Raw genomic sequence first — 24132 nt, forward strand, 5'->3', positions numbered from 1 at the left:
CCGTCATGCCTGATGACCATAGCGAGTCGGTCCCACCCCTTCCCATCCCGAACAGGACCGTGAAACGACTCCACGCCGATGATAGTGCGGATTGCCCGTGTGAAAGTAGGTAATCGTCAGGCTCCCCACAAGCCAGAAACCCCACCCCCAGCGGTGGGGTTTTTGCGTTTACGCGGCCGAAATCGTCAGAGATGAGGTCTCCGTGAAATTCGACCTGCTATTGGGCTCCTGCTTCGCCGTCCGTGCGCAAGCACGCGAGCTCAAACGGGAGTCACCGTTCCCGGCCGTGGAAACGCGGCTAGCACCTGCCGGATCGCGGTATCGAAAGGTGTGCGTTGGCCGACTCCAAGTGCCTCCAGACGGCTCGATGCCAAATGGCAGTTGTGAGGGCGCGGCGTCGCATCGGTGGGCGTGTGCTGCGGCGTCAATTGCGCGCGGAGTTGCAATGCTTCTGCCAGGCGCATGGCGATCTCATATTTGTTCATGGGCTCGTCGCCCGACCATTGCACGATGCCGGAAATCGTTTCGCCGCGCGCGTGTCGCTCGAGCATCTGTCGGATCACGACCGCGACATCAGGCGTGAACGTAGGATAGCGGATCGCCCAAGCGTCCATCTTTGCAGCTTGGCTGTCCGGCGCTGCCGACGCCACGATCGTCGGCACAAGGCTGGTCACGGCCGACTCCGACCACTTCACAATCGGCCCATACAGAAGCGGCAGACGCAGCACGCATCCGTGCTCGGCCGTTTCGATTAGCGCTCGTTCACCTTCGAGCTTGCTATGTCCATACGCGTTCAGTGGCGCAGGTGTGCTGTCGTGACAATAGGGTGGTTGCTTGCCGTCGAAGACGTAGTCGGTTGAGATCGACAGCGTCCACGCGCCGCGTCGATTCGCCGCTCGGGCGATCGTGCGCACGGCATCAACGTTCAACGCATGAGCATGTACCGGATCGCGCTCGCATACGTCCGGTCGGCGCTCCGCAGCTGCGATCACGACGGCATCCGGCGCCACGTGGTCGATGAAACGCCCGACCGCAAGGCTATCGCGAACGTCCAACTCGACCATTTGCGGAGACGGCCGGCTAAATGCAGTGGAGACGATGTGCCAATCAGCCTGGCCCGCGAGTTCGTCGTTGAGCGCGCGCCCGAGCAGCCCGGACCCACCGATTACGGCAACCTTGAACATGCCCGGCACCCTCAGCGCGGAGACGTGACCGTGTATCCGGCTTCGTCAATCGCGGCCTTCAGCTCCTCGATCGGTTGTGCCGACTCCACGACCACGCGGCCGCTTGCGAGATCCACCTGAACCTGCGCAGCGGCGTCGTGCTCGCGAATCGCGGTCGTGACGGCGGCGACACAGTGCTGGCAGCTCATGCCTTCTACATGGAGTTCGATTGTCATTGCAAAGACCTCGGCGGAATCGGATCGCGAATAGCAGGATTATGCCTGCCGTTTCGTGTTTGGCTAGCTGACCTTCCCACGACGGGAAGGTGTAGGATCGATTCGAGTTCAGTCGCAACTTGGGAACAGTCATGAACATCGGCGAAGCGGCCCGCGCCTCGGGCGTTACGGCAAAGATGATCCGCTACTACGAAAGCGTCGGCCTATTGACCGCGAAGGCGCGCACCAGCGCCGGCTATCGCGTCTATGGCCCGCAGGAAGTACATTCTCTCCGTTTTATCCGCCAGGCGCGCCGGCTCGGATTTCTGGTCGAAGATATCCGGCGACTGCTTGCTCTATGGCACGACCGCTCGCGTGCAAGCGCCGAAGTAAAACGGATCGCGCTCGAACATGTCGCAGAACTCGATCGCCGAATCGCCGAGCTGACGGACATGCGCGACACCCTCGCGCATCTGGCCGATCATTGCAACGGCGATGAGCGGCCAGATTGTCCGATTATTGAGCGACTAGCGGACACCGACCTTGTTTCGGGACAAGGTTGCCACCCGCTTTAGCCGGTGGATCGAGGAGAGAGTTGCAACCCAGTCTGCGGATTTGACTTCGCCGCGAGTTGCGCACCGAAAGTGTGCGTTGTAAATCGGGGCAATGATGTTCGCGCCGAGCGTACCGATCAATCTCAATAAAATCAGCGCTCTCAGAGCACCTGAGCGGTGCGTCATTCCAAATCGGAATGCACGTCATGCGAGCATTTCACTGGTCAGGTTGCACCTTAGGACTATAATGCGGGTTAACCCTTTTAAGGGAAATCCCTGATGTCAAATCACCGGGGATTCGATCTGATCCTTGGAGAACGTCATGTTTGCATTCATTCTTGAGAAGCTGAGCACCTGGTTCGAAACCGCGGAACGTAGCCGTCGCGAGGCATATCTCGCATCGTCGTCGGATATCGTCCAGCTCGAACAGCGCATCCGTTCGCTCGAAACCAACGGCTATTCGCGCTGAGTTTCCGCTTCGAGTTTGACCCGGCGGCGCCTGCTTTTGCGCTGCCATTGCTGTACCAATGTCGAGCCCCGTCGAAGCGGGGCTTTGTCGCATCTGGACATCGAAAACGCGTGCCTTCGGCGTTTTTCGAGTGATCGTCGCGAGAAGGCTGCTCATGGCGAATATCGACTAGCTTCGTACCGCGGGCCGCGGTAATGTAGGACGTTTTTCGCGCAAGACGGTATTCATAACCAATCGGGCCGCCCATGTCCTCCGTCCGTTCGCTGCAAACTTTCCGATCCATGATGGCCGCGGCCGCCACGGCGACGCTCGCCACCCTCTGCGCCGCGTCGGACGCATATGCGGTGTCCGATTACGAGCGTCCTCCCGTGATTCTCGATACGCTTGGCGGCATCAATAATGGCCAGAGCGGTACCGTGCTGTTGAGCTCGCCGCCTGCGCCCGAGCCGATCGTCTCCGCGCCGCCGATCGCGGCACCGGTCGAGCTACCCGCAGAATCGCCGCCGCCGTTCGTCGTCGCGCCGTATATCCAGTTGCCGGCGGGTGGTGGCGTGCCGCCGCGGCCGATGCCTCGCCCGGTGCCGTTTCCGCAATAGGCAGCGAGGGCGCGACAGATCGTCGGCGACGCTGCTAACGCGTCTCGCTTCTCCCCAATACGCCAGCTTCCTTCGCCCCCGAAAATCCCATTCGGGTTTGGGCGCATGGCGTCCATGAAACCGTCCGACGACAATCGTTGCGCGCCTCGTCGCCGTGAGCTTGGATCCCGGCTGCGCCCCGCGTCACCGCTTCGAACGGAAAACTCAAGGAGACGTCACCATGCCTAATCACTGGATGCAGCGTGCGACGCGCGCCTGCCTGATGCTGCTCGCGCTGGCTACGCTGCCGGGTGCCGGATTCGCGAAGGACGCGCCGGAAATGCCGGCACTGACGATGGCCGTCGGCGGCTTACCCGGCCTCTACTATCTACCGGTCCTCGCCGCGCAGCAGCTCGGCTACTTCAAGGACGAAGGCCTGAACGTCACGCTCGAAGATTTCGCGGGCGGCTCCAAGGCGCTCGAAGCGGTGGTGGGCGGCAGCGCCGAAGTCGGCGCGGGCGCGTTCGAGCACACGCTGTTCATGCAGGCGAAGGGGCAGCACTATCGCGCGTTCGTGTTGATGGGTCGAGCCCCGCAGATCGTGATCGGCGTGGTGAAGTCGAAGGCCGACCAGATCAAGTCGCTCGCGGACTTCAAAGGCGCGAAGGTCGGCGTGAGCGCGCCGGGTTCGTCGACGGATCTCGTGCTCACCGTTGCGTTGCGCAAGGCCGGCGTGCAGCGCAGCGACATTTCGGCGATCGGCGTCGGCAGCGGTGCGACGGTGCTGGCCGCGGTGGGCAGTGGGCAGATCGACGCACTATCCAATGTCGATCCAATGATGACCAAGCTCACGCGTAGCGGCGCAATTAAGGTGCTGGTGGATACGCGTACGGTCAAAGGCACGCAGGAGGTATTCGGCGGTACGATGCCTGCGGCAACGCTTTACGCGCCCGAAAGCTTCATCCAGAAAAATCCGAAGACGACGCAGGCGCTGACCAATGCGATCGTGCGCGCCAATCATTGGCTGCAGACCGCGAGCGATGCCGATCTGTTGAAGATGGTGCCGCAAGCCTATCTGTTGGGCGACCCGACGCTTTATCTCGACGCCTTTCACAATGTGCGCGATGCGTATTCGCCGGACGGACTGATGCCCGCGGATGGGCCGGCGACGGCGCTGCGCGCGTTGTCGTCGTTCGACAGCCGGCTCGATCCGAAGAAGATCGATCTGAGTGCGACCTATACGAACCAGTTCGCGAGCAAGGCAGCCGCGCAGTTGAAGTGAACCTGAGCGCAGATCGGGTTGCGCGGGCAGGCAACTGCAGACCGCACGCGCAATCCGCTCAAGCGCCGCTCGTCGCGTTCAATTGCCGCGATATTCGATCTTGAACGTCGCAGCCTTGTCCTCGCCGAGCGTCTTGACGAGCCATGGCATCTGATCCTTCAGCATCTTCGCAAGCGTATACGGCGGGTTCAGGATGAACATGCCGCTACCGAACAGCCCATAGCCGTCTTCCGGCGGATTGCTGACGGTCAGGCTGACGTGCAGCCAGTTGTCCTTCTGCAACTGCTTCAGCTGATCGGGGAAGCGCTGCGACTCGGGGCGCTTGACCTGTGGATACCAGACCGCATACGTGCCGGTCGGAAACCGCTTCAGACTTTCCTCGACGCAGCGCAGCGTGCGTCCATAATCGCGCTTGTCTTCATACGACGGGTCGAGCAGGATCAGCGCGCGACGCGGCGCCGGCGGCAACAGCGCGAGAATGCCGTCGAAGCCGTCGCCCGCGTACAGCATCGCGCGGCGACCCGCGTCGCGAAAGTTGTGGCGCAGCACATCGATTTCGGTGCTGTGCAATTCGAATAGCCGCATACGATCCTGCGCGCGCAACTGTCGCCACGCCAGATACGGCGAGCCCGGATAGAAATGCAACTGGCCATCCGCATTGAGCGCGCTGACTTCGTCGACATAGTCGGCGAACAGCGGCGGCAGATCGTTGCGGCCCCACAGTTTTGCGATACCCGTCTCGAACTCGCCGGTTTTCGTCGCGTAGCCTTCCTTCAGCGAGTAGACGCCGGCGCCCGCGTGCGTGTCGATATACCAGTAGGCCTTGTCCTTCTGGCCAAGGTAGCGCAGGAGCTGCAACACGACGGCGTGTTTCAGAACGTCGGCGTGATTGCCGGCATGAAAGGCGTGGCGGTAGCTGAGCATGATGAGAGGACGCTGAGAGAGCGCAGGCTGGCCCGAAGGAGCCGGCGACGCGCGGTCGCGTATTGTACGCGACCGCGCGTGCCCGGTTGGCCACTCAGTGCGTGGCGCTGCGCGCGCGATTACTCGTGCGCCTCGCCGATGATCTCCTCGATCCGCTGTTTGATCTCAGGCGTAATACGCTCGGCCACCTCGGCGGACTGCATGTTTTCGCCGATCTGTTCGACCCGCGAGGCGCCCGTGATCACCGTGCTGACATTCGGATTCTTCAGAATCCACGCGATCGCGAGCTGACCGACCGTGCAGCCGAGCTCGTCGGCGACCGCGCCGAGCTGGCCGACCACGTTGTTGTGCGTCGGGTCGGTGAGCTGCTGACGCAGCCAGTCATAGCCCTGCAACTGCGCGCGACTGTCGGCAGGTACGCCGTCACGGTATTTGCCGGTGAGCAGGCCCGATGCCAGGGGACTCCACGTGGTCAGGCCGAGGCCGATGTCCTCGTAAAGCCGCTTGTATTCGTGCTCGACACGTTTGCGGTGGAACAGGTTGTATTGCGGCTGCTCCATGACAGGCTTGTGCAGATGGTGCCGCTCGGCGATTTCATATGCGGCGCGAATCTCGTCGGCGCTCCATTCCGAGGTGCCCCAGTACAGCGCCTTGCCGCGCGCGATCATGTCGCTCATTGCCCAGACCGTTTCCTCGACCGGCGTGTTCGGGTCGGGACGATGACAGAACACGAGATCGACGTAATCGAGTTGCAGGCGCTTCAACGACCCGTCGATCGCGTTCATCAGGTACTTGCGGTTCAGCGTGTGGTACTGATTAGGCGCTTCGTTGAGTCCCCAGAAAAATTTCGTCGACACCACGTAGCTCACGCGCGGCCACGCGAGCTCTTTCAACGCATGGCCCATGATTTCCTCGGATTTGCCGCCCGCATAGACTTCGGCGTTGTCGAAGAAATTGACGCCCGCGTCGCGCGCCGCGGCAAGCGATTCGCGCGCGGCGCGGTGATCCACCTGGTTGCCGTACGTGACCCATGAGCCGATCGACAACTCGCTCACTTTCAGGCCAGAGCGGCCCAGACGTCGATAATTCATGCATGTCTCCTGGTTGGTGATGCCACGGGAATGGAGCCCGGATTCAGCCGGAAAGCGTTCAGTTTAAATAGATCCGGTTCGGCGTGCGTTTTAGTGCGTTTTACCTATGTCGTTCACAGGGTTCATGCACAATAGCAAAGTCGGCCGCCGCGCTGCATCCCCCGAACGGTCTATACCGTTTGGCCGACTTCTCGCCGCGCGCGGCTTCGTGGTCTCATTGCTCAACAACTGCATGGAGGTTCTGGATGTCGTCTCTGAACTCGAATCTGAACGGCAAGGTCGCCGTCGTCACTGGCGCCGCGAGTGGTATCGGCAAGCAGATCGCGTTGACTCTGTCGGCCGCGGGTGCGGCGGTCGCGATCGCCGACCTGAACCAGGACGGCGCGAACGCCGTGGCTGAAGAAATCAGAAAGGGCGGCGGTAAGGCAATCGGCGTGGCAATGGACGTGACGAGCGAAGACGCCGTCAACCAGGGTATCGACAAGGTCGCCGAGGAATTCGGCTCGATCGACATTCTCGTTTCCAACGCCGGCATCCAGATCGTCAATCCGATCGAAAACTATTCGTTCTCGGACTGGAAGAAGATGCAGGCCATTCACGTGGACGGCGCGTTCCTGACCACCAAGGCCGCGCTCAAGCATATGTACAAGGACAATCGCGGCGGCGTCGTGATCTACATGGGTTCGGTCCACTCGCATCTCGCCTCGCCGCTGAAGTCGGCGTACGTGACCGCGAAGCACGCTCTGCTGGGTCTGTCGCGCGTGCTCGCCAAGGAAGGCGCTGCGCATAACGTGCGTTCGCACGTCGTGTGTCCGGGCTTCGTGCGCACGCCGCTGGTGGACAAGCAGATTCCCGAGCAGGCGAAGGAATTCGGCATCAGCGAAGAGGAAGTGATCAAGCGCGTGATGCTGGGCGGTACCGTCGACGGTATCTTCACGACGGTCGAAGACGTCGCGCAGACCGTGCTGTTCCTGTCGACCTTCCCGAGCGCAGCGCTGACGGGCCAGTCGTTCGTCGTGAGCCACGGCTGGTATATGCACTAAGGGGCGGCCTGTGGCGCAACGCAATCTGAAGCGGGCGCGCGTGGGCGTGTCCGGCGACGGGGAGGGTGCGGGTCCGACGATTGCCGTCCGCTCGCGCCGGCACTCCCGATTGCCCAACTACGAAACCGTCGCGCTGATGCTGCAAGGCGGTGGCGCGCTCGGCGCCTACCAGGCAGGCGTCTTTCAGGGACTTTACGAAGCCGGCGTCGAACCGAACTGGATCGCGGGGATTTCGATCGGCGCGTTGAATACGGCGATCATTGCAGGTAATCCGCCGGAACGACGCGTCGAGCGTCTGCTGCAATTCTGGGAGACGATCTGCCAGCCGGCGTTCGGGCCGCCGTTGCCGGCTCCGGTCGAACACGTGCTGTTCAATTCGAGCGAAGCGGTGCGCAAGGCATTTACTGCAGCGCAGGCAATGAGCGCGATCGTCGAAGGTCAAAAGGGCTTTTTCGTGCCGCGTTTCCCGCCGCCGTTGCCCACGGTGTCCGGTCCGCCGCAATTGGCGAGCTACTACGACACCACGCCGCTGAAGGCCACGCTCGAGTCGCTGTGCGATTTCGACCGGATCAATTCCGGGGAAATACGCGTGTCGGTGGGCGCGGTGAATTGCGGCACGGGCAACTTCGCGTACTTCGACAATACACACACCACGCTCAGGCCCGAGCATTTCATAGCGTCGGGCGCGTTGCCGCCGGGCTTCGCAGCCGTCGAGATAGACGGTCAGTTCTACTGGGACGGCGGCCTGATGTCGAATACGCCGCTCTACGAGGTGCTCCAGACCACGCCGCGTCGCGATACGCTCGCGTTTCAGGTCGATCTATGGAGCGCGATCGGGCCGGTGCCGGACAACATCACCGACGTGCAGGGGCGCATGAAAGACATCCAGTATTCGAGCCGTACGCGTCTCGTGACCGACATGCTGCAGCGTTCGCAGCGTTTCCGTCACGTACTGCGCGAGGTGCTGGACCGTGTGCCTGAAGAGCAACGCGACGATCCGTGGTGCAAGCTGGCCGAAGATCTGTCGTGCTCGAAGCGCTACAACGTGATTCACCTGATCTACCGGCACAAGGAATACGAAGGACACTACAAGGACTTTCAATTCGGTCTGTCGACGATGCGCGAGCATTGGCGAAGCGGTCTCGAAGACATTGTCCGTTCGCTCGAACAGCCCAACTGGCTCGAGATGCCGGAGAACGATGCCGGTTTCGTCACGCACGACATTCATCGGGACTCGCGCTGATTCCTCGCAAAGCAACCCGACGCTGCGCCGGCAAGGCCGAACGAACAGTCAGGCAGGCATAAAAAACGGCGCCCTTTTCTGAAAAAGGGCGCCGTTTCTACAGACAGTTGCAGCGGCAAACCTGCTGCAATAGCGCGGCAAACCTCCGCGCCGTGAATTGCCCTACTTCAGCACGTGAGCAATCGCGTTGGCGACGACGTCGAGGTTGCGCGTATTGAGCGCAGCCACGCAGATACGGCCGGTGCTGACCGCATAGATGCCGAACTCTTCGCGCAGACGATCCACTTGCGGAGCCGTCAGACCCGAGTACGAGAACATCCCGCGCTGTGCGTTCACGAAGCTGAAGTCGCGATCGACGCCGCTTGCCTTCAGGCGCTCGACGAGACCATTACGCATTGCGCGGATACGGTCGCGCATTTCGCCCAGTTCGCTTTCCCACGTCGCGCGCAGTTCCGGCGACGCGAGCACGGCTGCGACCACCGAGCCGCCGTGCGTCGGCGGGTTCGAGTAGTTGGTGCGGATCACGCGCTTCAGTTGCGACAGCACGCGCGCCGCTTCTTCCTTGCTCGAGGTGATGATCGACAGCGCGCCGACACGCTCGCCGTACAGCGAGAACGACTTCGAGAACGACGACGACACGAACACGTTCAGTTCCTGCGCCGCGAACAGACGCACGGCTGCCGCGTCCGCTTCGATGTTGTCACCGAAGCCCTGGTAGGCGATATCGAGGAACGGCACCAGATTGCGCGCCTTCACGACCTCGACGACCTGCTTCCACTGTTCGACGCTCAGGTCGACGCCGGTCGGGTTGTGGCAGCACGCGTGCAGCACGACGATCGTGCCCGCTGCATAGCTGTTCAGCGCGCTCAGCATGCCATCGAAGTTCACGCCATGCGTCTGCGCGTCATAGTACGGATACGATTCGACGACGAAACCGGCGCCTTCGAACAGCGCGCGATGGTTTTCCCAACTCGGGTCGCTGATCGCGACCTTGCTGTTGGGGTTCACGCGCTTCAGGAAGTCCGCGCCGATCTTCAGCGCGCCCGTGCCGCCCAGCGCCTGCGCCGTGACGACGCGGCCGGCCGCGATCAGCGGCGAGTCGTTGCCGAGCAGCAGCTTTTGCACGGCGGCATCGTAAGCGGCGATACCTTCGATCGGCAGATAGCCGCGCGGCAGCGCGGCATCGACGCGGGCCTTTTCCGCCTCGCGCACGGCGCGCAGCAGCGGAATCTTGCCTTCTTCATTGAAGTACACACCAACGCCGAGGTTGACCTTGGTGGCGCGCGTGTCGGCGTTGAAAGCTTCGTTCAGGCCCAGAATCGGGTCGCGGGGAGCTAGTTCGACGGCGGAGAACAGAGACATGATGGGTGGGCAGCAGTAGTGAAAAGAGGGCGGCTTCGCGCGCGGGCGGCCTCGTCTGGCGCGTCGGCGGCGTTTCGGGTGTGCGGCGTGAGATCGACGAAACGCGGAAATCGGGGACGGCCTATGGACAGCGGCGAGCGAGCGCAACTTCGCATTGTAACGAATCCGGGCGCTTTTTTCGGACGACCGGATGGCCAAACGTCAATTATTTGCTTGAAAAACAGGCATTGGGGGCCATGTGGCAATAAGCAGTTCGAGCGAACGGGGCGATTCCGACCGCGCGACCCGGCCAAGGTGCGCTGTCCTTCGCCGCGCAGAAGTCCGCAAAGGGCCATAACACGCCGCCGCCCGCACGCCCACCGCCTCCCCTACGTAACCCCGCTCGATCTTCGCTTTCCGCAACCCGTTAGAATGATTCTTTGCCCAAGGCCCGGTGCCGCCCCTCATGTCCGAACACCATCTGACTGAAGCCGACGATACGCTCGACGAATCCAAATTCATCACGTTCGACGGTTCGCCGTTCAAGCTCTACCAGCCGTATCCGCCCGCCGGCGACCAGCCCACGGCCATCGAGACGCTCGTCGAAGGCGTCGGCGATGGTCTCGCGTTCCAGACGCTGCTCGGCGTGACCGGCTCCGGCAAGACCTTCACGATGGCCAACACGATCGCGCGGCTCGGCCGGCCGGCAATCGTGTTCGCGCCGAACAAGACGCTCGCCGCGCAGCTGTACTCGGAATTTCGCGAGTTCTTTCCGCGCAACGCGGTCGAGTACTTCGTCTCGTACTACGACTACTACCAGCCGGAAGCGTATGTGCCGCAGCGCGATCTGTTCATCGAGAAAGACTCGTCGATCAACGAGCATATCGAGCAGATGCGTCTGTCGGCGACCAAGAGCCTGATGGAGCGGCGCGACGTGGTGATCGTCGCGACGGTGTCGGCGATTTACGGTATCGGCAATCCGTCCGAATACCACCAGATGATCCTCACGCTGCGCACCGGCGACCGGCTCGGCCAGCGCGATGTCATCGCGCGGCTGATCGCGATGCAGTACAGCCGCAACGAAGCCGACTTCCAGCGCGGCTCGTTCCGCGTGCGCGGCGACACGATCGATATCTTCCCGGCCGAGCACGCCGAGATGGCGGTGCGCGTCGAGCTGTTCGACGACGAAGTTGAAACGCTGCAGCTGTTCGATCCGCTCACCGGTCGCGTGCGGCAGAAGATTCCGCGCTTTACCGTGTATCCGTCGTCGCACTACGTGACACCGCGCGACACCGTGCTGCGCGCGGTCGAAACGATCAAGGCCGAACTGCGTGAGCGGCTCGAGTTCTTCTATAGCGAAGGCAAGCTCGTCGAGGCGCAGCGGCTCGAGCAGCGCACCCGCTTCGACCTCGAAATGCTGCAGGAGCTCGGATTCTGCAAGGGCATCGAGAACTATTCGCGGCACTTCTCGGGCGCGGCGCCGGGCGAGCCGCCGCCGACGCTCGTCGATTACCTGCCGCCCGACGCGATCATGATGCTCGACGAATCGCACGTGCTGATCGGCCAGCTGAACGGCATGTACAACGGCGACCGCGCGCGCAAGGAAAACCTCGTCGACTACGGCTTCCGGCTGCCGTCGGCGCTCGACAACCGGCCGCTGAAGTTCAACGAGTTCGAGCGCAAGATGCGCCAGGTCGTGTTCGTGTCGGCGACGCCCGCCGATTACGAGAAGAAGACGTCGGGGCAGGTCGCCGAACAGCTGGTGCGCCCGACCGGCCTCGTCGACCCCGAAATCGAGGTGCGGCCGGCACGCAGTCAGGTCGACGATGTGCTCGGCGAGATCAACGAGCGCATCAAGGCCGGCGACCGCGTGCTGGTCACGACGCTGACCAAGCGGATGGCCGAGCAACTCACCGAGTTTCTGGCCGACCATGGCATCAAGGTGCGCTATCTGCACAGCGACATCGACACGGTCGAGCGCGTCGAGATCATCCGCGATCTGCGTCTCGGCGCGTTCGACGTGCTGGTCGGCATCAACCTGCTGCGCGAGGGGCTCGATATTCCCGAGGTGTCGCTGGTCGCGATTCTCGACGCGGACAAGGAAGGCTTCCTGCGCGCGGAGCGTTCGCTGATCCAGACCATCGGCCGGGCGGCGCGTAACGTGAACGGCAAGGCGATCCTGTACGCGGACAACATTACCGACTCGATGCGCCGCGCGATCGATGAAACCGAGCGGCGGCGGGCCAAGCAGATCGCGTTCAATGCCGCGCACGGCATTACGCCGCGTGGGGTCGTGAAACGGATTCGCGACATCATCGACGGCGTGTACAACGTCGACGAAGCACGCGCCGAGTTGAAGGAGCAGCAGACCCGCGCGAAGTTCGAGGATATGTCCGAGAAGCAACTCGCGAAGGAAATCAAGCGCCTCGAAAAGCAGATGATGGAGCACGCGAAGAATCTCGAATTCGAGAAAGCCGCCCAGACCCGCGACCAATTGGCGCTGCTGCGTCAGCGCGTGTTCGGCGCGAACGTCGGCGATCACGTGTCCGGCGTCGACTAATTCACGTTTGCCTCCGCCGCTTTTGTCCACCGTGAAAGGGCGCGGCCGCTCGCCACGCCCTTTCTCATTGGCCAGTACTTAAGCTCCCGTTGGAGCCGTCCCAAGCGGTCACTTTGGCCGTGCCGAATTCCGTCCCACCTTCAGTGACACACAAAGATTTCCTTAAGCGAACCTTAAAACCATGCTGGCATGAGGCCGAGCGCACTAAGAGGTTTGTTCTCGTCAGCGATCGATGATAAACTCAACCAATATTGAGAATGGTTCGCATTTAAATTTACATCTGACTTGCGGCCGCTGTGTTTCAACGAAATCGATTCCAGTCTGATAAAAACGGAGCATCAATGCGGATTTCTTCCTTTGTGCGGGGTGGCGCGGCAGCGGTAGCCGCAGTCGCGGCGCTGTCGGCCTCGGCCGCCGAATATCCGATCGGCAAGCAGCAGATTCAGGGTGGCATGGAAATCGGCGTGGTCTATCTGCAGCCGATCACGATGGAGCCCGAAGGCATGATGCGCAAAGCGTCGGATTCGGACATCCATCTCGAGTCCGACATCCACGCGGTCAAAAACAATCCGACCGGATTCGCCGAAGGCGACTGGATGCCTTATCTGCAGGTGCGCTACGAACTGACGAAGGCCGGCTCGAACCAGCCGTTGAAGGGCGACCTGATGGCGATGGTCGCGAACGACGGTCCGCACTACGGCGACAACGTCAAGCTGCAAGGCCCGGGCAAGTATCACCTGAAGCTGATCGTCGAAGCGCCGATGCAGACGGGCCACATGGCGTTCGGCCGCCACGTCGACAAGGAAACCGGCGTGGGTCCGTGGTTCAAGCCCATCATGCTCGAATACGACTTCACCTTCGCTGGCATCGGCAAGAAGGGCGGTTATTGATCGGCGCGCGGCGCCAACGCGGTCGCTCAACGTATCAGTCAATGCAGCAGACGGCGCGCGAACGGTCGGTGTGATACCCGGCGTCGGCGCGTCGCGTTTTCCGGAAAGGGCAATGGGAATCAACCGAAAGATCACGATGCTTGCCGCCACGTTTTGTCTGGCGGCCACGGCTCACGCAGCCGACCTGCCGACCTTCAAGCTCGAAATGAACGACGGCAAGCTGAATCCGGCCCGCATCGAAGTGCCCGCGGGGCAGCGTATCAAGATCGAAGTGCGTAACACCGGCAAGGGCGCAGCCGAATTCGAAAGCGTGCAGTTGCGCAAAGAGAAGGTGCTGGCGCCGGGCGCCGATTCGTTCGTCGTGATCGCTCCGCTGGAGCCGGGCGAATACAAGTTTTTCGACGACTTTCACCAGCAGGCGCAGGGCGTGATCGTCGCGAAGTAAGCAGTGGTCTCGACCGGCGGCGAGCGCCGCGGCAAGCGGCCGCTGTCGTTCGCGCGAGACAACGGAAGCGGGCAGTAGAAGTATCGAAGGGAGAGCTTGAATGGGTCAGATTCTGTTCATCGTGTGGCGGGAAAGTGTCGAGGCGCTGCTGGTCGTCGGCATCCTGTACGCGTGGTTGAAAAATGGCGACGACGACGCGCGCCGCGGCCTGCCGTACCTGTGGGGCGGCTTGGCGGCCGGCGTAATCGCGGCGGTCGCCCTCGGCGCTGCGCTGGTCGGCTTCACCGAGGTGCTCTCCGGTGACGCGCAGGATTACTTCCAGACCGCGATGGTGCTCATCGCCTGCGTGCTGATCGTGCAGATGGTGCTGTGGATGAAGCAGCACGGCCGCACGCTGAAGCGCGACATGGAACAGTCGCTGCAAAAGAGCAAGCGCGATTCGAACTGGTGGGGTGTCGCGGTGCTGGTCGCACTGGCGATCGCGCGTGAGGGCAGCGAAACCGTGATCTTCCTGTACGGCCTCGGCTTCGGCCAGTCGGGTCATGTCGACGGCAGCCAGATGCTCGCCGTTGCGATCGGGCTTGCGCTCGCGTTCCTGACCTTCTACGTGTTGCAGCTCGGCGGCAAGATCATCTCGTGGCGGCTCTTTTTCCGCGTCACCGAAATCATGCTGCTGTTCCTCGGCGCGGGGCTGTTCCAGACCGGCATCGACAAACTGATCGACAAGGAAATCCTGCCCACGCTCGTCGACCAGCTGTGGAATTCTTCGGCGATCCTCGATGATTCGAGCACCTTCGGTTCGCTCGTCGCGACGCTGACCGGTTACCGTGCGCATCCGGCACTGATGAATCTGCTTGCCTATGCCGTGTACTGGGCGGTCGTTTATCTGCTGGTGCGCCGCGCCACTCGCAAGCCCGCGCAGCAAACAGCAGGGCGCGCGGCATGAGCGCCGTGATGGCTTCGCGGTCGGGCCGCCTCGCGGCGGTCGGCCAGTGGATGCAGCGCCATGGGGCGGTGATTCGTGGCATCCAATGGATCGTGGTCGCGGTATACGCGTTCCTGATCATCGTGCCCGCGCTGATGCCGCTGCCGGACGATACCGCGCACCTTTGGAGCAACCTGACGCTCGCCGCGCAGTTCGTGTTCTGGGGCATCTGGTGGCCGTTCGTGCTGCTGTCGATGGTGATGCTCGGCCGCGTCTGGTGCGGCGTGCTGTGCCCAGAGGGCGCACTTGCCGAATTCGCGAGCAAGTTCGGCCGCGGCCGCGCGATTCCGCACTGGATGCGCTGGGGCGGATGGCCCTTCGTTGCGTTCGGCATCACGACGATCTACGGTCAGATGGTGAGCGTCTACCAGTATCCGAAAGCGGTATTGCTGGTGCTCGGCGGCTCGACTTTCGCAGCCATCGTGATCGGTCTGCTGTACGGACGCGAGAAGCGCGTCTGGTGCAAATACCTGTGCCCCGTCAACGGGGTTTTTTCGCTTCTGGCGCGCCTCGCTCCATTTCACTACAAGGTCGACGAAGACGCGTGGCGCCGTTCATACACGAACGGCGAGCATGGGCACCGGGTGATTCCGATCAACTGCGCGCCGCTCGTGCCGTTGCGCAACATGAAGGGCGCGGCCGACTGCCATATGTGCGGCCGCTGCAGCGGACACCGTGATGCGATCGCGCTGACGTGGCGCAAGCCGTCGACGGAAGTCGTGCAGTTGGGCGACAAAAAGGCGAATCCATGGGACACCGCGCTGATCCTTTACGGCCTGCTCGGCATCGCGATCGGCGCGTTCCACTGGACCGCGTCGCGCTGGTTCATCGACCTGAAGATGTTCGCGGCGACCTGGCTCGTCGACCACGACATCACGTGGCCGCTTGAAACCAACGCCCCGTGGTTCCTGTTCACGCATTACCCCGATCAGAACGACGTGTTCTCGTGGCTCGATGGCTCGCTGCTGATCGGCTACATCCTCGCGACGGCGCTCGTCTATGGCACCGCGCTGCTGCTGTTGCTGGCGGGCGCCACGCGCATGCTCGGGCGCTTCAACGCAACGCGGCTGCATCACTTGACGCAGGGGCTGATTCCGATCGCGGGCGCGGGCGTGTTCCTCGGTTTATCGGCGACGACGCTGTCATTGCTGCGCGCCGAGCACGTGTCGCTGCGGTGGGCATCGGATCTGCGCATCGCGATTCTGGTGATTGCCAGCGCGTGGAGCGCATGGCTCGCGTGGCTCGTCACGCGTCGCTATAGCGAGCGCTTCGTGCAGCGGGCGCTGGCGATGCTGTGGTTCGTCGCGGCGCTGGCGGTCGTCAATAGCGCGTGGTGGCTGATGTTCTGGGGCTGGGCGTCGAAGTAAGTATCTGGCCTGCGTTCGGTGCGAACGCAGGCGCACGCGCAAAGAAAAAGCCGTGGGATGGCAACATCCCACGGCTTTTTCATTTTCATCTCCAGCGATGTGCGCCAGTGCGCGCATCCGCTTTCGAGTGAGAACCAAAAAAAGGCCTGGCTGGCTGCGACGGCTGGCTTGGTGTCTGCACGAAGGGGTCTAGTTCTCGCGTGCAAGCCGTCGTGGCTGGCTATTGCCTAACACCTCTCGCGGAGGTGGTCCCCACAATACCCAGTACTTACTTCGTTCGCGTTGCGTTGCTACTTCGTCAGGATCAGCTTGCCGAGGCGCGTCGCACGTAACCGGTACGTCTCGCCGTTGTGCACGATGCTGATGTGACTATGGCCTTGCAGCAGCGCGTCGCTGCGCACGACCCGTTCCGCCGTCTCGCCCTGGCCGGTGGTGCGTTCCGCGGTGGGCTTCGCCGCGGGCGCGGTCGTCGTCGACGGCTTCGGGCGACTGGTCAGCGCGGCCGCTGAGCGGCGCAGGCTGAGCGTGGTGGAGCGAGTCATATCGGTCATTCGTTTCAGCTTGTTCGTTGATTCGATGGGAGGATTTTAAATGATAACTATTCCTATTTACAAGCTCGTGAAATTGATCGGATTGAACTTTTGATAGCTGAATGAAATGTGCGCCTAAACGACGACCGTGGGGGGCCATCGTGGACATGGCCCCGCGACGGCGCGGGCAGGACGCCCGCGCGGTTTCTCAGTGCAACGGTCCCGGTTCCTGTTTGGTCGCGACGAACTGGCGGATCAGCCGCACCGTATCGATATCGTTCTCGCGATACGCGGACTTGACGATCTCCTGTGTCCGCACGGCGTCCTGATCGGTGGTCGAGACGGGCAGCGTGGTCGCGTACTCGAAGCGCAGGAACAGCTGTAGTTCGTCGGGTTGCTCGATCGTCATCGTCAGTGAGCCGCCGACGTGCTCGGCGGTCGGCAGGATGTCGTAGCGCACGCTGTCGCTTTCCCGCAGGGTGACGCGATCGCGCACGGTGGCCTGGCCGTAGTGCAACTCACGCTCTAGCACATTGCCGTCGCGCGACAGGATCGTGCAGCTGTCGAGACCCATCACGAACAGTTGCGGCTGCTCGGCGCGCAACACGAGACCTTCCCACAACTGCTCGCGGGTCATCGATTCGACGAGGGGATTCAACGGATCGTTGATCTGAATGAGGTGTTCGAAATTCAAGTCGACTGCGTCCTATGAAAATATTGCAATGCCCGTGGCCCGAACGGGCGACGTCCGACCGTCCTATGCATCGTCTGGTGCGCCTGTTAAGCGACGGCGAGCGCGGAGCGGATCGAGATCGTGTGCGTGAGGATCTTGTGCACCGGGCATGCATTGGCAATTTGCAAAAGCCGTTCCCGCTGCTCGTCGGACAGTTCACCATCGAGCATGATCTGACGGTCGATCGTCGAACCAGCGTCGCCGGTTTCCATCGACAGTTTGACCCGTACGCCCGCGAGCGGCCAGCCTTTGCGCTGCGCATACATCTTCAGCGTGATCGACGTGCACGCGCCGAGGCTCGACAGCAGCAGCGAGACCGGCGTCGGGCCGCGGTCGCCGCCGCCTAGCGATTCGGGCTCGTCGGCAATCCATGTGTGCTTGCCGTCGTCGAACACGACCTGAAAATTCGTCGAACCGATGTGGGCGGTGACGGTGGGCTCTGCCATGCGCGCTCCTGTGATAGGAATCATATTGGGTCGCGCGCCGCGGACTGTTGCAATCAACGCGGCCCGCGCGACATGAGCCGATATTGTGACCGAATTTACCGGTGTTCGCGCCCCGAGAGGGACGATCTGGCGGCGCGCGTTAGCCTGTCAATGCGTGATCGCGCCCATCCGCCCGGCCTGATAGTCGACCACCGCCTGACGGATCTCGTCCTCGGTATTCATCACGAACGGGCCATAGCGCACGACCGGCTCCTTCAGCGGCACGCCGCCGAGCAGCAGCACTTCGAGCGGTTCGTCGCCGGCCGTGATGGTCACCGCGTCGCCGTCGTTGGCGAACACGACCATCGTGCGCGCGTCGATGTCGGCGCGCGCCTCGCCTTCGCCATACACGCCCTTGCCGGACAACCCATACGCGAACACGCGGTAGTCGGCCGGCACCGGCTGACGGATCGTCGCGCCCGGCTGCAGCGAGAAATGCTGATACAGGATCGGCGTACGCGTTTCGATCGCGGCCTTGACGCCGAGCGCTTCGCCCGCGATGACCTTGACGCGCACCTGGCCGTCTTCCGACGTCGCGACAGGGATACGTGCCGACGGGATCTCCTGGTAGCGCGGCGCGATCATCTTGTCGCGACGCGGCAGGTTCACCCACAACTGCAAGCCGTGCACGCGGCCGCCGGTGCGCGTGAATTCGGGGTCGGGCATTTCGCTATGCACGACGCCCGCGCCCGCTGTCATCCACTGGACGTCGCCGGCGTGCAGCGTGCCCGAATGGCCCGCCGAGTCCTTGTGGCCGAACTGGCCCTCGAGCACATAGCTGACCGTCTCGAAGCCGCGATGCGGATGATCGGGCGCGCCGATGGCCTCGCCCGGCGCATAGTCGACCGGCCCCATTTCGTCGAGCAGCAGGAACGGATCGAAGTCCATCAGGAGACGCGTCGGAAACGGCCGATGAACGACGAATCCGCCGCCTTCCACCGTGCGAACCGACGGAAACGTGCGTTCGATCGTGCGTGACGTAGTCATCAATATCACCTCGAAAAATGGGGAATAGCATTATTTCTGAAACATGGAGCTATTATAGGGACCGTTTTTCGCGGTGCCAGCCACCCCTCAGCAATGGATTGTTCTGTTCATGGAACGATGAGATGAAGATCGATTCACACAACCTGAACGACCTGATGTACTTTTCGCAGGTCGTCGAACATGGCGGATTTTCGGCCGCCGAGCGGGTGTTGGGCATCTCGAAGTCGCGCCTGTCGCGCCGGCTCACGGAGCTGGAAGCGTCGCTCGGCGTTCGGCTGTTGCAGCGTTCCACTCGCAAGCTCGCGCTGACCGAAGCGGGGCAGCTGTTCTACCAGCACTGTCAGGCGATGCTCAGCGAAGCGCAGGCGGCGGTCAATGTCGTGCAGCAGCTGCGCTCGTCGCCGCGCGGCACGGTGCGCGTCAGCGTGCCGGTCACGATCTCGCAGACGATTCTGTCGACGATCCTGCCGGAATTCATGCACCGCTATCCGGAGGTGCGCGTCGTGATGCGCGTGACCAATCGCGTGGTCGATCTGTTCGAGGATTCGATCGACGTCGCGTTGCGCGTGCGTTCCGATCCGCCGGAGAACGCGAACATCGTCGTGCGGCCGCTGTGGCGCACCGAGCAGATGCTGGTCGGCGCGCCTAGCCTGCTGCAGCAGAATGCGCCGCCGCTGACGCCGGCCGACCTGAACCGCTTCGAAACACTGGACGTACCGACGAGCGACGGCCGCCACGTGTACAACCTGATCTCGCCCGACGGTACGCGCCATGCTCACGAACACGAGCCGCGCCTCGTGACCGCCGATCTGATGACGATTCGAGAGGCGGTGCTCGCCGGTGTCGGCATCGCCGCATTGCCCGAGATGATGTATGGCGCCGCGCTGAGGGCAGGGCTGTTGTCACCGGTGATGCCGGGCTGGAGTTTTCCGACGCCGCAACTTTACGCGGTGTTCGTATCGCGTCAGGGCATGGTGCCGGCGGTGCGCGCGTTCGTCGATTATCTGGTCGAGATGCTCGATCCGGATGAAGGTAAGCACATCATGGGCGAGTGTCCGGCGCACGGCAACAAAACGGTGGCGCAGGCATCGGTTGCGGCGGCGGCTCCGGTTGCGTCGACGGTGGCTTGATAAGAAGCTCGAGGAAACTCAAGAGTCGCACGGTACGCTGCGGGCGCTATCGCGCTTCGCAAATCGCTTTTAGCATTTAAGCGTGGCCTGTTATGGTTACTTTCAATGGCCGTTTGCTTGAATGCGCGCGCGCACAGGAATATAGTGAAATCCCTTTCGCTAAGGAGTCTCCTATGCGAAAACTCATGGCCGCTATCATAGCGGGCCTGATAGGGCTGACCGCGTTGTCCGTGTCGACCACGGCCCTCGCATGCGGTGATAAAAGCTATCAGTCTTCGGCCGATGGCAAATGATCCCGCCGCCCGAAGGCGCCGAGCGCGCACAAAAAAGGCCTTCATCCAACGATGAAGGCCTTTTACTTTCTGGCCGTGTTTCAACATGGTTTTCGCGTGGACGAGCGTTCCGCTTCGCGTGTCACGCTACCCGTTACTTCGCTTTGGGCTGCGTGACGAAACCGATCTTCGTCAGTCCTCCAGCCTGCGCGGCGGACATCACCTGAGCGACCTTCTCGTACGGCACCTTGCGGTCCGCATCGAGATGCAGCTCCGGCTGCGGGCTCGCCTGCGAGGCCGCGGCGATCTTCGCGGCGAGCGCCGCGTCGTCGACCTTAGTGTTGTCCCACAGCACGTTGCCGTCCGCGTCGATCGACACCGTCACCTGCGCGGGCTTCGTGTCTTCCTTCTGACTGCTCGCATGCGGCAGATCGATCTTGACCGCGTGGCGGATCACCGGAATCGTCACCATGAAGACGATCAGCAGGACCAGCATCACGTCGACGAGCGGCGTCATGTTGATTTCGTTCATCAGGCCGTCGTCATCGTCTCCGGCGAAAGGGCTCATTGCCATCGGAATGCCTCGTCGATCAGTTGGCGCGGGTCGCGAGACGCAGGCCGTCGCCGCGCTTGGTCGACGACAGACGGGCACCCGTTACGAAGAACGCATGCAGGCCGTGCGCGAAACGGCTCAGCTTCGCGACGATCGCCTTATTGGCGCGCGTCAGCGCGTTGTAGCCGAGCACCGCCGGAATCGCGACGAACAGACCGAACGCGGTCATGATCAGGGCTTCGCCGACCGGGCCGGCGACCTGGTCGATCGATGACTGGCCGCTCGCGCCGATCGCGAGCAGCGCGTGATAGATGCCCCACACGGTGCCGAACAGGCCGACGAACGGCGCGGTGCTGCCGATCGACGCGAGAATCGCGAGACCGCTCTGCATGCGCGCGACGCTTTCGTCCATCGTGTCTTTCAGGCAGCGCGTGATCCAGTCCGACACGTCCATGCGGTCATGCAGATGCGGCTGCGTCTGGTGATGATGGTCGGCCGCTTCCTGGCCCGACAGCGCGAGTGCGAGGAACGGGTTGTCATGCGGCGTCGAGGCACCGCCGCCGAGCTTCTTCACGCCGTCGGCGAGATCGTCCGAATGCCAGAATGCCTGCTCGGCGTTCTTCGTCAGGCGCTTCAGACGCACCACATTCCAGCCTTTGACGACGATCACGCTCCACGACATCACCGACATGATCAACAGTGCGAGCGCGATACCGCGCGTCACGAAATCCCCTTGCGCCCACACGTGCGCCAATCCGTAGTTTTGCATCGCAATTCCTTGTTTTTGAAAGGTTGCTTCAGTCGGTGAGATTGAAGTTGAAAGGCTGGGTGTACGCGGCCCTGACGGGCTCGCCATTCTCGAGATACGGTTTGCAGGCGCTCGCGCGCACGGCGGCGACGGCCGCGTCGTCGAGACGGCTAAAGCCGCTGCTCTTCTTCAACTCGATGCCTTCGAGCTTGCCGGTCAGGCCGACCACGAAATGGACGTACGCCGTGCCGGCCTCGCCGCGGCGCCGCGACAGCGCGGGGTAGTCCGGATGGGCGATGTTGCAATCGAGATGCGACACGTTCTTTGGCGCGCTGATGTCCATCGTCTGTTTGCCGATCGCGGGCGCTGCCGCGGCGGGCGGCGTCGCTGGTGCGGCAGGCGCGGGCGGTGTCGGATCGGGCGCCGCGACGGGCGTCGGCGACGGCGCAGCGGCCTCGGGCAACGGGGTCGGCGTCGGCTTCGGCGTGGGCGCTGGCTTCGGCTGGACTTTGGGCTTCGTATGGACGGGCGGCGTCGGCTGAGGCGGCGGCGGTGCGATCGATTGCAGCGCGACCGGCGCGGCGACTGGTGCGGGCGGCAGCAGTTCGGCGGTCATCACGCGCGATTCGAGCGCGACCTGCACAGGCTCGTGACGCAGCGTCATCATCACGGCGAGCAGCGCGACGTGAACCACGGCGACCAAGGCGGTGGCCGCCAGTGCGCGGGAATTCGGTCGGGTGGACGACGCCAGCGGGGCGCCTGCGGTAACGGGGTGCGGAGCCTGCATGGTCAGTGTGGCAGCGTACCGTTCGGGCGGCGCGGCGGACAGGACATCGTCATGTTCGGAAAATCAGCAGCGAAATGAACAAAGTAGTCACGAAACCAATCAGCAATTCCATCTCGGACTCCTTTCGAAAGGGAGAGCGGGGTAGCTGGCTGGTACGAATCCTGGCTTGCTGACGGCAGTGGGATAACGCGGTACGGCGGACTGTACTGCGGTTGTGTTGCAGATATGCGGCACTCTCAATGTCGCATTAGGCGTTACATTAAACGTGCATGAAGTATAGGGGGCTTTAGGACACACCGACACGGCTTGCACCGCGCCCCGCTAGCTAACTTAGGCTGCCTTGCGCTCGTAGAACGTGACCTGCACAACCTCGGCGACGCTCTGCACCTGCTGATGACGCTCGACCACGCCGCAACGACTCGCGCACACGCCGCTTTGCAGCATCACGTCGCGCACGGATTCCTCGCACTTGCCGCAGCACGAGGCGACGCCAAGTTCAAACTGCAACTCGTCGAACGAGTCGATGCCGTCCGCAATGGAGGAGCGGATTGTGCGGTCGGAAACGGATTTGCAGACACAGACGATCATGGCAGGCGTCATAGCTAACGTTAATGCGAATTATTATCATTTTGTTTGGTTCGTTTGGCAAGCGTCCCGTGCGATTTTTTGTAACAAAACCAGCCTCTTAGAATGGATTCCGTCGGAGGAACGGCAGCGGGCGCCCTGATCTAGCTCTACGCGGCGCGGGAATCCGATGCGGCCGTGCGGCGGGACGGTATCGATACCTGCTCGACCGCGGCCTCGATCCGAAGCAGTGTGGCGGCCAGTTGCTGCTGATGGATGCCGTCGTCGGTGGAGTAGAAGCTTGGTGGCGGCGTGCTTGCGGCCGGCGGGGCGGCGCGCAGGCCGTGCTGCTCGAGCACGCGTTCGAGCTGGCGCGCGATCGCCACGCTCGTGTCGATCAGCGCGAGCCGCTCGCCGACGATGTCGCGGATCGCCGCGTCGAGAAACGGGTAATGGGTGCAGCCGAGCACCAGCGTATCGGCGCCGGCGTCGAGCATCGGTTGCAGGTAGCTGCGCAGCAGTGCGCGTAGCTCGGCCGAGCCGACGTCGCAGCGCTCGACCGCCTGGACGAGCCCGTGCCCGGGTTGGCACAGAAAGCGGCAATCGGCGGCGTAGCGTTCGAGCAGCCCCTGGAAGCGGGCGCTGCGCAACGTCGCCTGGGTCGCCAGCACGCCGGCGACGCGGCTTTTCGATTGCAGTGCCGCGGGCTTGACGCCCGGTTCGACGCCGATGAGAGGAATCGGCAGCTTTTCGCGCACCAGCGCGATCGACTGCGCGGTCGCCGTATTGCACGCGACCACGAGCGCCTTCGCGCCTCGTGCGGCGAGCCATTCGCCGATCGCTAGCGTGCGGTCGGTGATGAAGTCGTCGTCGCGCTCGCCATAGGGCGCGTACAGCGAATCGGCGACATACAGCAGCGCCTCGTCAGGCAGTTGCGCGCGCACCGCACGCAGCACCGACAGTCCGCCGAGCCCCGAATCGAAAATACCGATCGGCGCCTGCGACGCGGCGCCAGCGGCAACACTGCGGACAGTCGGGGACGGCGCGGGGACGGGCATAGTGAAGAAAACGATCGTGACGTGGCGGCCGAAGAAACAGGGGGAGCCAGCGGCGAAGCGCGAGCAGGCGCGCAAGTATATCGCCCACGCGGTACGGTCCGGCGCGAATGCCTGCTGGGCAGGTGTCGGGCCGCTACC

Annotated in this window: 26 protein-coding genes and 1 rRNA gene; 13 read left to right on the forward strand and 14 right to left on the reverse strand. The window is 62.8% G+C overall.

What is annotated here, in order from left to right:
* The first annotated feature begins 8 nt into the window (after positions 1-8).
* A 5S ribosomal RNA gene (gene rrf, locus AB3X89_RS31035) occupies positions 9-122 on the forward strand.
* A gap of 138 nt (positions 123-260) precedes the next feature.
* On the opposite strand, the gene AB3X89_RS31040 is transcribed toward rrf, so the two are convergent.
* Positions 261-1184, reverse strand: a complete 924-nt coding sequence (locus AB3X89_RS31040) for a dTDP-4-dehydrorhamnose reductase family protein (protein WP_368586725.1) — start codon at positions 1182-1184, stop codon at positions 261-263.
* An 11-nt stretch (positions 1185-1195) separates the two neighbouring features.
* Entirely contained in the window at positions 1196-1399 is a 204-nt protein-coding gene (locus AB3X89_RS31045) for a heavy-metal-associated domain-containing protein (protein WP_368586685.1), read from the reverse strand.
* A gap of 131 nt (positions 1400-1530) precedes the next feature.
* Between AB3X89_RS31045 and cueR the strand changes: the two genes are divergently transcribed.
* The 4 genes from cueR to AB3X89_RS31065 all read left to right on the forward strand — a co-directional run bounded on the left by cueR (position 1531) and on the right by AB3X89_RS31065 (position 4258).
* A complete protein-coding gene (gene cueR, locus AB3X89_RS31050; RefSeq protein WP_368586686.1) occupies positions 1531-1953 on the forward strand; it encodes a Cu(I)-responsive transcriptional regulator in 423 nt (140 codons plus the stop codon).
* A 301-nt stretch (positions 1954-2254) separates the two neighbouring features.
* Entirely contained in the window at positions 2255-2401 is a 147-nt protein-coding gene (locus AB3X89_RS31055) for a DUF3563 family protein (protein WP_013088978.1), read from the forward strand.
* A 245-nt stretch (positions 2402-2646) separates the two neighbouring features.
* Positions 2647-2997 carry a hypothetical protein gene (locus AB3X89_RS31060; protein ID WP_368586687.1) on the forward strand — a complete coding sequence of 117 codons (351 nt, stop codon included), beginning with the start codon at positions 2647-2649 and terminating at the stop codon, positions 2995-2997.
* 220 nt (positions 2998-3217) lie between these two features.
* On the forward strand, positions 3218-4258 hold the full coding sequence (locus AB3X89_RS31065) for an ABC transporter substrate-binding protein (RefSeq protein WP_368586688.1): 1041 nt from the start codon (positions 3218-3220) through the stop codon (positions 4256-4258).
* 78 nt (positions 4259-4336) lie between these two features.
* Here AB3X89_RS31065 and AB3X89_RS31070 read toward each other — a convergent pair whose 3' ends face one another.
* Positions 4337-5182, reverse strand: coding sequence for a 23S rRNA (adenine(2030)-N(6))-methyltransferase RlmJ (locus AB3X89_RS31070; protein WP_368586689.1), 846 nt, complete (start codon positions 5180-5182; stop codon positions 4337-4339).
* A gap of 119 nt (positions 5183-5301) precedes the next feature.
* Positions 5302-6273 carry a potassium channel beta subunit family protein gene (locus AB3X89_RS31075; RefSeq protein WP_368586690.1) on the reverse strand — a complete coding sequence of 324 codons (972 nt, stop codon included), beginning with the start codon at positions 6271-6273 and terminating at the stop codon, positions 5302-5304.
* Positions 6274-6518: 245 nt separating this feature from the next.
* Here AB3X89_RS31075 and AB3X89_RS31080 point away from each other — a divergent pair, with 245 nt between their 5' ends.
* Both AB3X89_RS31080 and AB3X89_RS31085 read left to right on the forward strand, forming a co-directional pair.
* Positions 6519-7316, forward strand: a complete 798-nt coding sequence (locus tag AB3X89_RS31080; protein ID WP_013088983.1) for a 3-hydroxybutyrate dehydrogenase — start codon at positions 6519-6521, stop codon at positions 7314-7316.
* A gap of 10 nt (positions 7317-7326) precedes the next feature.
* Positions 7327-8559 carry a DUF3734 domain-containing protein gene (locus AB3X89_RS31085; protein WP_368586691.1) on the forward strand — a complete coding sequence of 411 codons (1233 nt, stop codon included), beginning with the start codon at positions 7327-7329 and terminating at the stop codon, positions 8557-8559.
* A gap of 162 nt (positions 8560-8721) precedes the next feature.
* Here the strand turns inward: AB3X89_RS31085 and AB3X89_RS31090 are convergent, their stop codons facing one another.
* Positions 8722-9921: an amino acid aminotransferase gene (locus tag AB3X89_RS31090; protein WP_368586692.1), complete on the reverse strand. Its 1200-nt coding sequence runs from the start codon at positions 9919-9921 to the stop codon at positions 8722-8724.
* Positions 9922-10366: 445 nt separating this feature from the next.
* Between AB3X89_RS31090 and uvrB the strand changes: the two genes are divergently transcribed.
* The 5 genes from uvrB (at position 10367) to AB3X89_RS31115 (ending at position 16147) form a co-directional block, all read left to right on the forward strand.
* Positions 10367-12460 (forward strand): excinuclease ABC subunit UvrB, encoded by a 2094-nt coding sequence (gene uvrB, locus AB3X89_RS31095; RefSeq protein ID WP_368586693.1) that lies wholly within the window; start codon positions 10367-10369, stop codon positions 12458-12460.
* Positions 12461-12801: 341 nt separating this feature from the next.
* Complete coding sequence (locus AB3X89_RS31100) at positions 12802-13350, forward strand: iron transporter (RefSeq protein ID WP_368586694.1); 549 nt, start codon at positions 12802-12804, stop codon at positions 13348-13350.
* Positions 13351-13462: 112 nt separating this feature from the next.
* A complete protein-coding gene (locus AB3X89_RS31105; protein ID WP_013088988.1) occupies positions 13463-13795 on the forward strand; it encodes a cupredoxin domain-containing protein in 333 nt (110 codons plus the stop codon).
* Positions 13796-13895: 100 nt separating this feature from the next.
* Positions 13896-14741, forward strand: a complete 846-nt coding sequence (locus tag AB3X89_RS31110) for an FTR1 family protein (RefSeq protein ID WP_368586695.1) — start codon at positions 13896-13898, stop codon at positions 14739-14741.
* Positions 14738-16147, forward strand: coding sequence for a 4Fe-4S binding protein (locus AB3X89_RS31115; RefSeq protein ID WP_368586696.1), 1410 nt, complete (start codon positions 14738-14740; stop codon positions 16145-16147). The genes AB3X89_RS31110 and AB3X89_RS31115 overlap by 4 nt, the downstream gene beginning before the upstream one ends.
* 290 nt (positions 16148-16437) lie before the next feature.
* Here AB3X89_RS31115 and hemP read toward each other — a convergent pair whose 3' ends face one another.
* The 4 genes from hemP to AB3X89_RS31135 all read right to left on the reverse strand — a co-directional run bounded on the left by hemP (position 16438) and on the right by AB3X89_RS31135 (position 18882).
* Positions 16438-16698: a hemin uptake protein HemP gene (hemP, locus tag AB3X89_RS31120; RefSeq protein WP_368586697.1), complete on the reverse strand. Its 261-nt coding sequence runs from the start codon at positions 16696-16698 to the stop codon at positions 16438-16440.
* A 187-nt stretch (positions 16699-16885) separates the two neighbouring features.
* The gene (locus AB3X89_RS31125; protein ID WP_368586698.1) at positions 16886-17371 is read right to left on the reverse strand and encodes an SRPBCC family protein; all 486 of its coding nucleotides are present in this window, start codon (positions 17369-17371) and stop codon (positions 16886-16888) included.
* An 86-nt stretch (positions 17372-17457) separates the two neighbouring features.
* Positions 17458-17856, reverse strand: a complete 399-nt coding sequence (locus AB3X89_RS31130; protein ID WP_018432407.1) for an OsmC family protein — start codon at positions 17854-17856, stop codon at positions 17458-17460.
* A gap of 147 nt (positions 17857-18003) precedes the next feature.
* On the reverse strand, positions 18004-18882 hold the full coding sequence (locus tag AB3X89_RS31135; RefSeq protein WP_368586699.1) for a pirin family protein: 879 nt from the start codon (positions 18880-18882) through the stop codon (positions 18004-18006).
* Between the two features lie 122 nt (positions 18883-19004).
* Between AB3X89_RS31135 and AB3X89_RS31140 the strand changes: the two genes are divergently transcribed.
* Positions 19005-20012, forward strand: a complete 1008-nt coding sequence (locus AB3X89_RS31140; protein ID WP_176123511.1) for a LysR family transcriptional regulator — start codon at positions 19005-19007, stop codon at positions 20010-20012.
* A 426-nt stretch (positions 20013-20438) separates the two neighbouring features.
* On the opposite strand, the gene AB3X89_RS31145 is transcribed toward AB3X89_RS31140, so the two are convergent.
* The 5 genes from AB3X89_RS31145 to murI form a co-directional block, all read right to left on the reverse strand.
* Positions 20439-20858 carry an ExbD/TolR family protein gene (locus tag AB3X89_RS31145; protein ID WP_368586700.1) on the reverse strand — a complete coding sequence of 140 codons (420 nt, stop codon included), beginning with the start codon at positions 20856-20858 and terminating at the stop codon, positions 20439-20441.
* Positions 20859-20874: 16 nt separating this feature from the next.
* Positions 20875-21606: a MotA/TolQ/ExbB proton channel family protein gene (locus tag AB3X89_RS31150; protein ID WP_013088998.1), complete on the reverse strand. Its 732-nt coding sequence runs from the start codon at positions 21604-21606 to the stop codon at positions 20875-20877.
* Between the two features lie 28 nt (positions 21607-21634).
* The gene (locus AB3X89_RS31155) at positions 21635-22372 is read right to left on the reverse strand and encodes an energy transducer TonB (protein ID WP_368586701.1); all 738 of its coding nucleotides are present in this window, start codon (positions 22370-22372) and stop codon (positions 21635-21637) included.
* Between the two features lie 330 nt (positions 22373-22702).
* The gene (locus AB3X89_RS31160; protein ID WP_026228088.1) at positions 22703-22960 is read right to left on the reverse strand and encodes a bacterioferritin-associated ferredoxin; all 258 of its coding nucleotides are present in this window, start codon (positions 22958-22960) and stop codon (positions 22703-22705) included.
* A 146-nt stretch (positions 22961-23106) separates the two neighbouring features.
* A complete protein-coding gene (gene murI / locus AB3X89_RS31165) occupies positions 23107-23994 on the reverse strand; it encodes a glutamate racemase (protein ID WP_368586702.1) in 888 nt (295 codons plus the stop codon).
* Positions 23995-24132: the final 138 nt, after the last annotated feature.

Origin of the sequence: Paraburkholderia sp. BR14320, from assembly GCF_040948665.1 — a bacterium.
Taxonomy (GTDB): domain Bacteria; phylum Pseudomonadota; class Gammaproteobacteria; order Burkholderiales; family Burkholderiaceae; genus Paraburkholderia; species Paraburkholderia youngii.

Excerpts from the sequence above, each read along its gene's own strand:
- AB3X89_RS31040 (WP_368586725.1), bottom strand. The coding sequence starts at position 1,184 with ATGTTCAAGGTTGCCGTAATCGGTGGGTCCGGGCTGCTCGGGCGCGCG.
- AB3X89_RS31045 (WP_368586685.1), bottom strand. The coding sequence starts at position 1,399 with ATGACAATCGAACTCCATGTAGAAGGCATGAGCTGCCAGCACTGTGTC.
- cueR (WP_368586686.1), top strand. The coding sequence starts at position 1,531 with ATGAACATCGGCGAAGCGGCCCGCGCCTCGGGCGTTACGGCAAAGATG.
- AB3X89_RS31055 (WP_013088978.1), top strand. The coding sequence starts at position 2,255 with ATGTTTGCATTCATTCTTGAGAAGCTGAGCACCTGGTTCGAAACCGCG.
- AB3X89_RS31060 (WP_368586687.1), top strand. The coding sequence starts at position 2,647 with ATGTCCTCCGTCCGTTCGCTGCAAACTTTCCGATCCATGATGGCCGCG.
- AB3X89_RS31065 (WP_368586688.1), top strand. The coding sequence starts at position 3,218 with ATGCCTAATCACTGGATGCAGCGTGCGACGCGCGCCTGCCTGATGCTG.
- AB3X89_RS31070 (WP_368586689.1), bottom strand. The coding sequence starts at position 5,182 with ATGCTCAGCTACCGCCACGCCTTTCATGCCGGCAATCACGCCGACGTT.
- AB3X89_RS31075 (WP_368586690.1), bottom strand. The coding sequence starts at position 6,273 with ATGAATTATCGACGTCTGGGCCGCTCTGGCCTGAAAGTGAGCGAGTTG.
- AB3X89_RS31080 (WP_013088983.1), top strand. The coding sequence starts at position 6,519 with ATGTCGTCTCTGAACTCGAATCTGAACGGCAAGGTCGCCGTCGTCACT.
- AB3X89_RS31090 (WP_368586692.1), bottom strand. The coding sequence starts at position 9,921 with ATGTCTCTGTTCTCCGCCGTCGAACTAGCTCCCCGCGACCCGATTCTG.
- uvrB (WP_368586693.1), top strand. The coding sequence starts at position 10,367 with ATGTCCGAACACCATCTGACTGAAGCCGACGATACGCTCGACGAATCC.
- AB3X89_RS31100 (WP_368586694.1), top strand. The coding sequence starts at position 12,802 with ATGCGGATTTCTTCCTTTGTGCGGGGTGGCGCGGCAGCGGTAGCCGCA.
- AB3X89_RS31105 (WP_013088988.1), top strand. The coding sequence starts at position 13,463 with ATGGGAATCAACCGAAAGATCACGATGCTTGCCGCCACGTTTTGTCTG.
- AB3X89_RS31110 (WP_368586695.1), top strand. The coding sequence starts at position 13,896 with ATGGGTCAGATTCTGTTCATCGTGTGGCGGGAAAGTGTCGAGGCGCTG.
- AB3X89_RS31115 (WP_368586696.1), top strand. The coding sequence starts at position 14,738 with ATGAGCGCCGTGATGGCTTCGCGGTCGGGCCGCCTCGCGGCGGTCGGC.
- hemP (WP_368586697.1), bottom strand. The coding sequence starts at position 16,698 with ATGACCGATATGACTCGCTCCACCACGCTCAGCCTGCGCCGCTCAGCG.
- AB3X89_RS31130 (WP_018432407.1), bottom strand. The coding sequence starts at position 17,856 with ATGGCAGAGCCCACCGTCACCGCCCACATCGGTTCGACGAATTTTCAG.
- AB3X89_RS31135 (WP_368586699.1), bottom strand. The coding sequence starts at position 18,882 with ATGACTACGTCACGCACGATCGAACGCACGTTTCCGTCGGTTCGCACG.
- AB3X89_RS31140 (WP_176123511.1), top strand. The coding sequence starts at position 19,005 with ATGAAGATCGATTCACACAACCTGAACGACCTGATGTACTTTTCGCAG.
- AB3X89_RS31145 (WP_368586700.1), bottom strand. The coding sequence starts at position 20,858 with ATGGCAATGAGCCCTTTCGCCGGAGACGATGACGACGGCCTGATGAAC.
- AB3X89_RS31150 (WP_013088998.1), bottom strand. The coding sequence starts at position 21,606 with ATGCAAAACTACGGATTGGCGCACGTGTGGGCGCAAGGGGATTTCGTG.
- AB3X89_RS31155 (WP_368586701.1), bottom strand. The coding sequence starts at position 22,372 with ATGCAGGCTCCGCACCCCGTTACCGCAGGCGCCCCGCTGGCGTCGTCC.
- AB3X89_RS31160 (WP_026228088.1), bottom strand. The coding sequence starts at position 22,960 with ATGATCGTCTGTGTCTGCAAATCCGTTTCCGACCGCACAATCCGCTCC.
- murI (WP_368586702.1), bottom strand. The coding sequence starts at position 23,994 with ATGCCCGTCCCCGCGCCGTCCCCGACTGTCCGCAGTGTTGCCGCTGGC.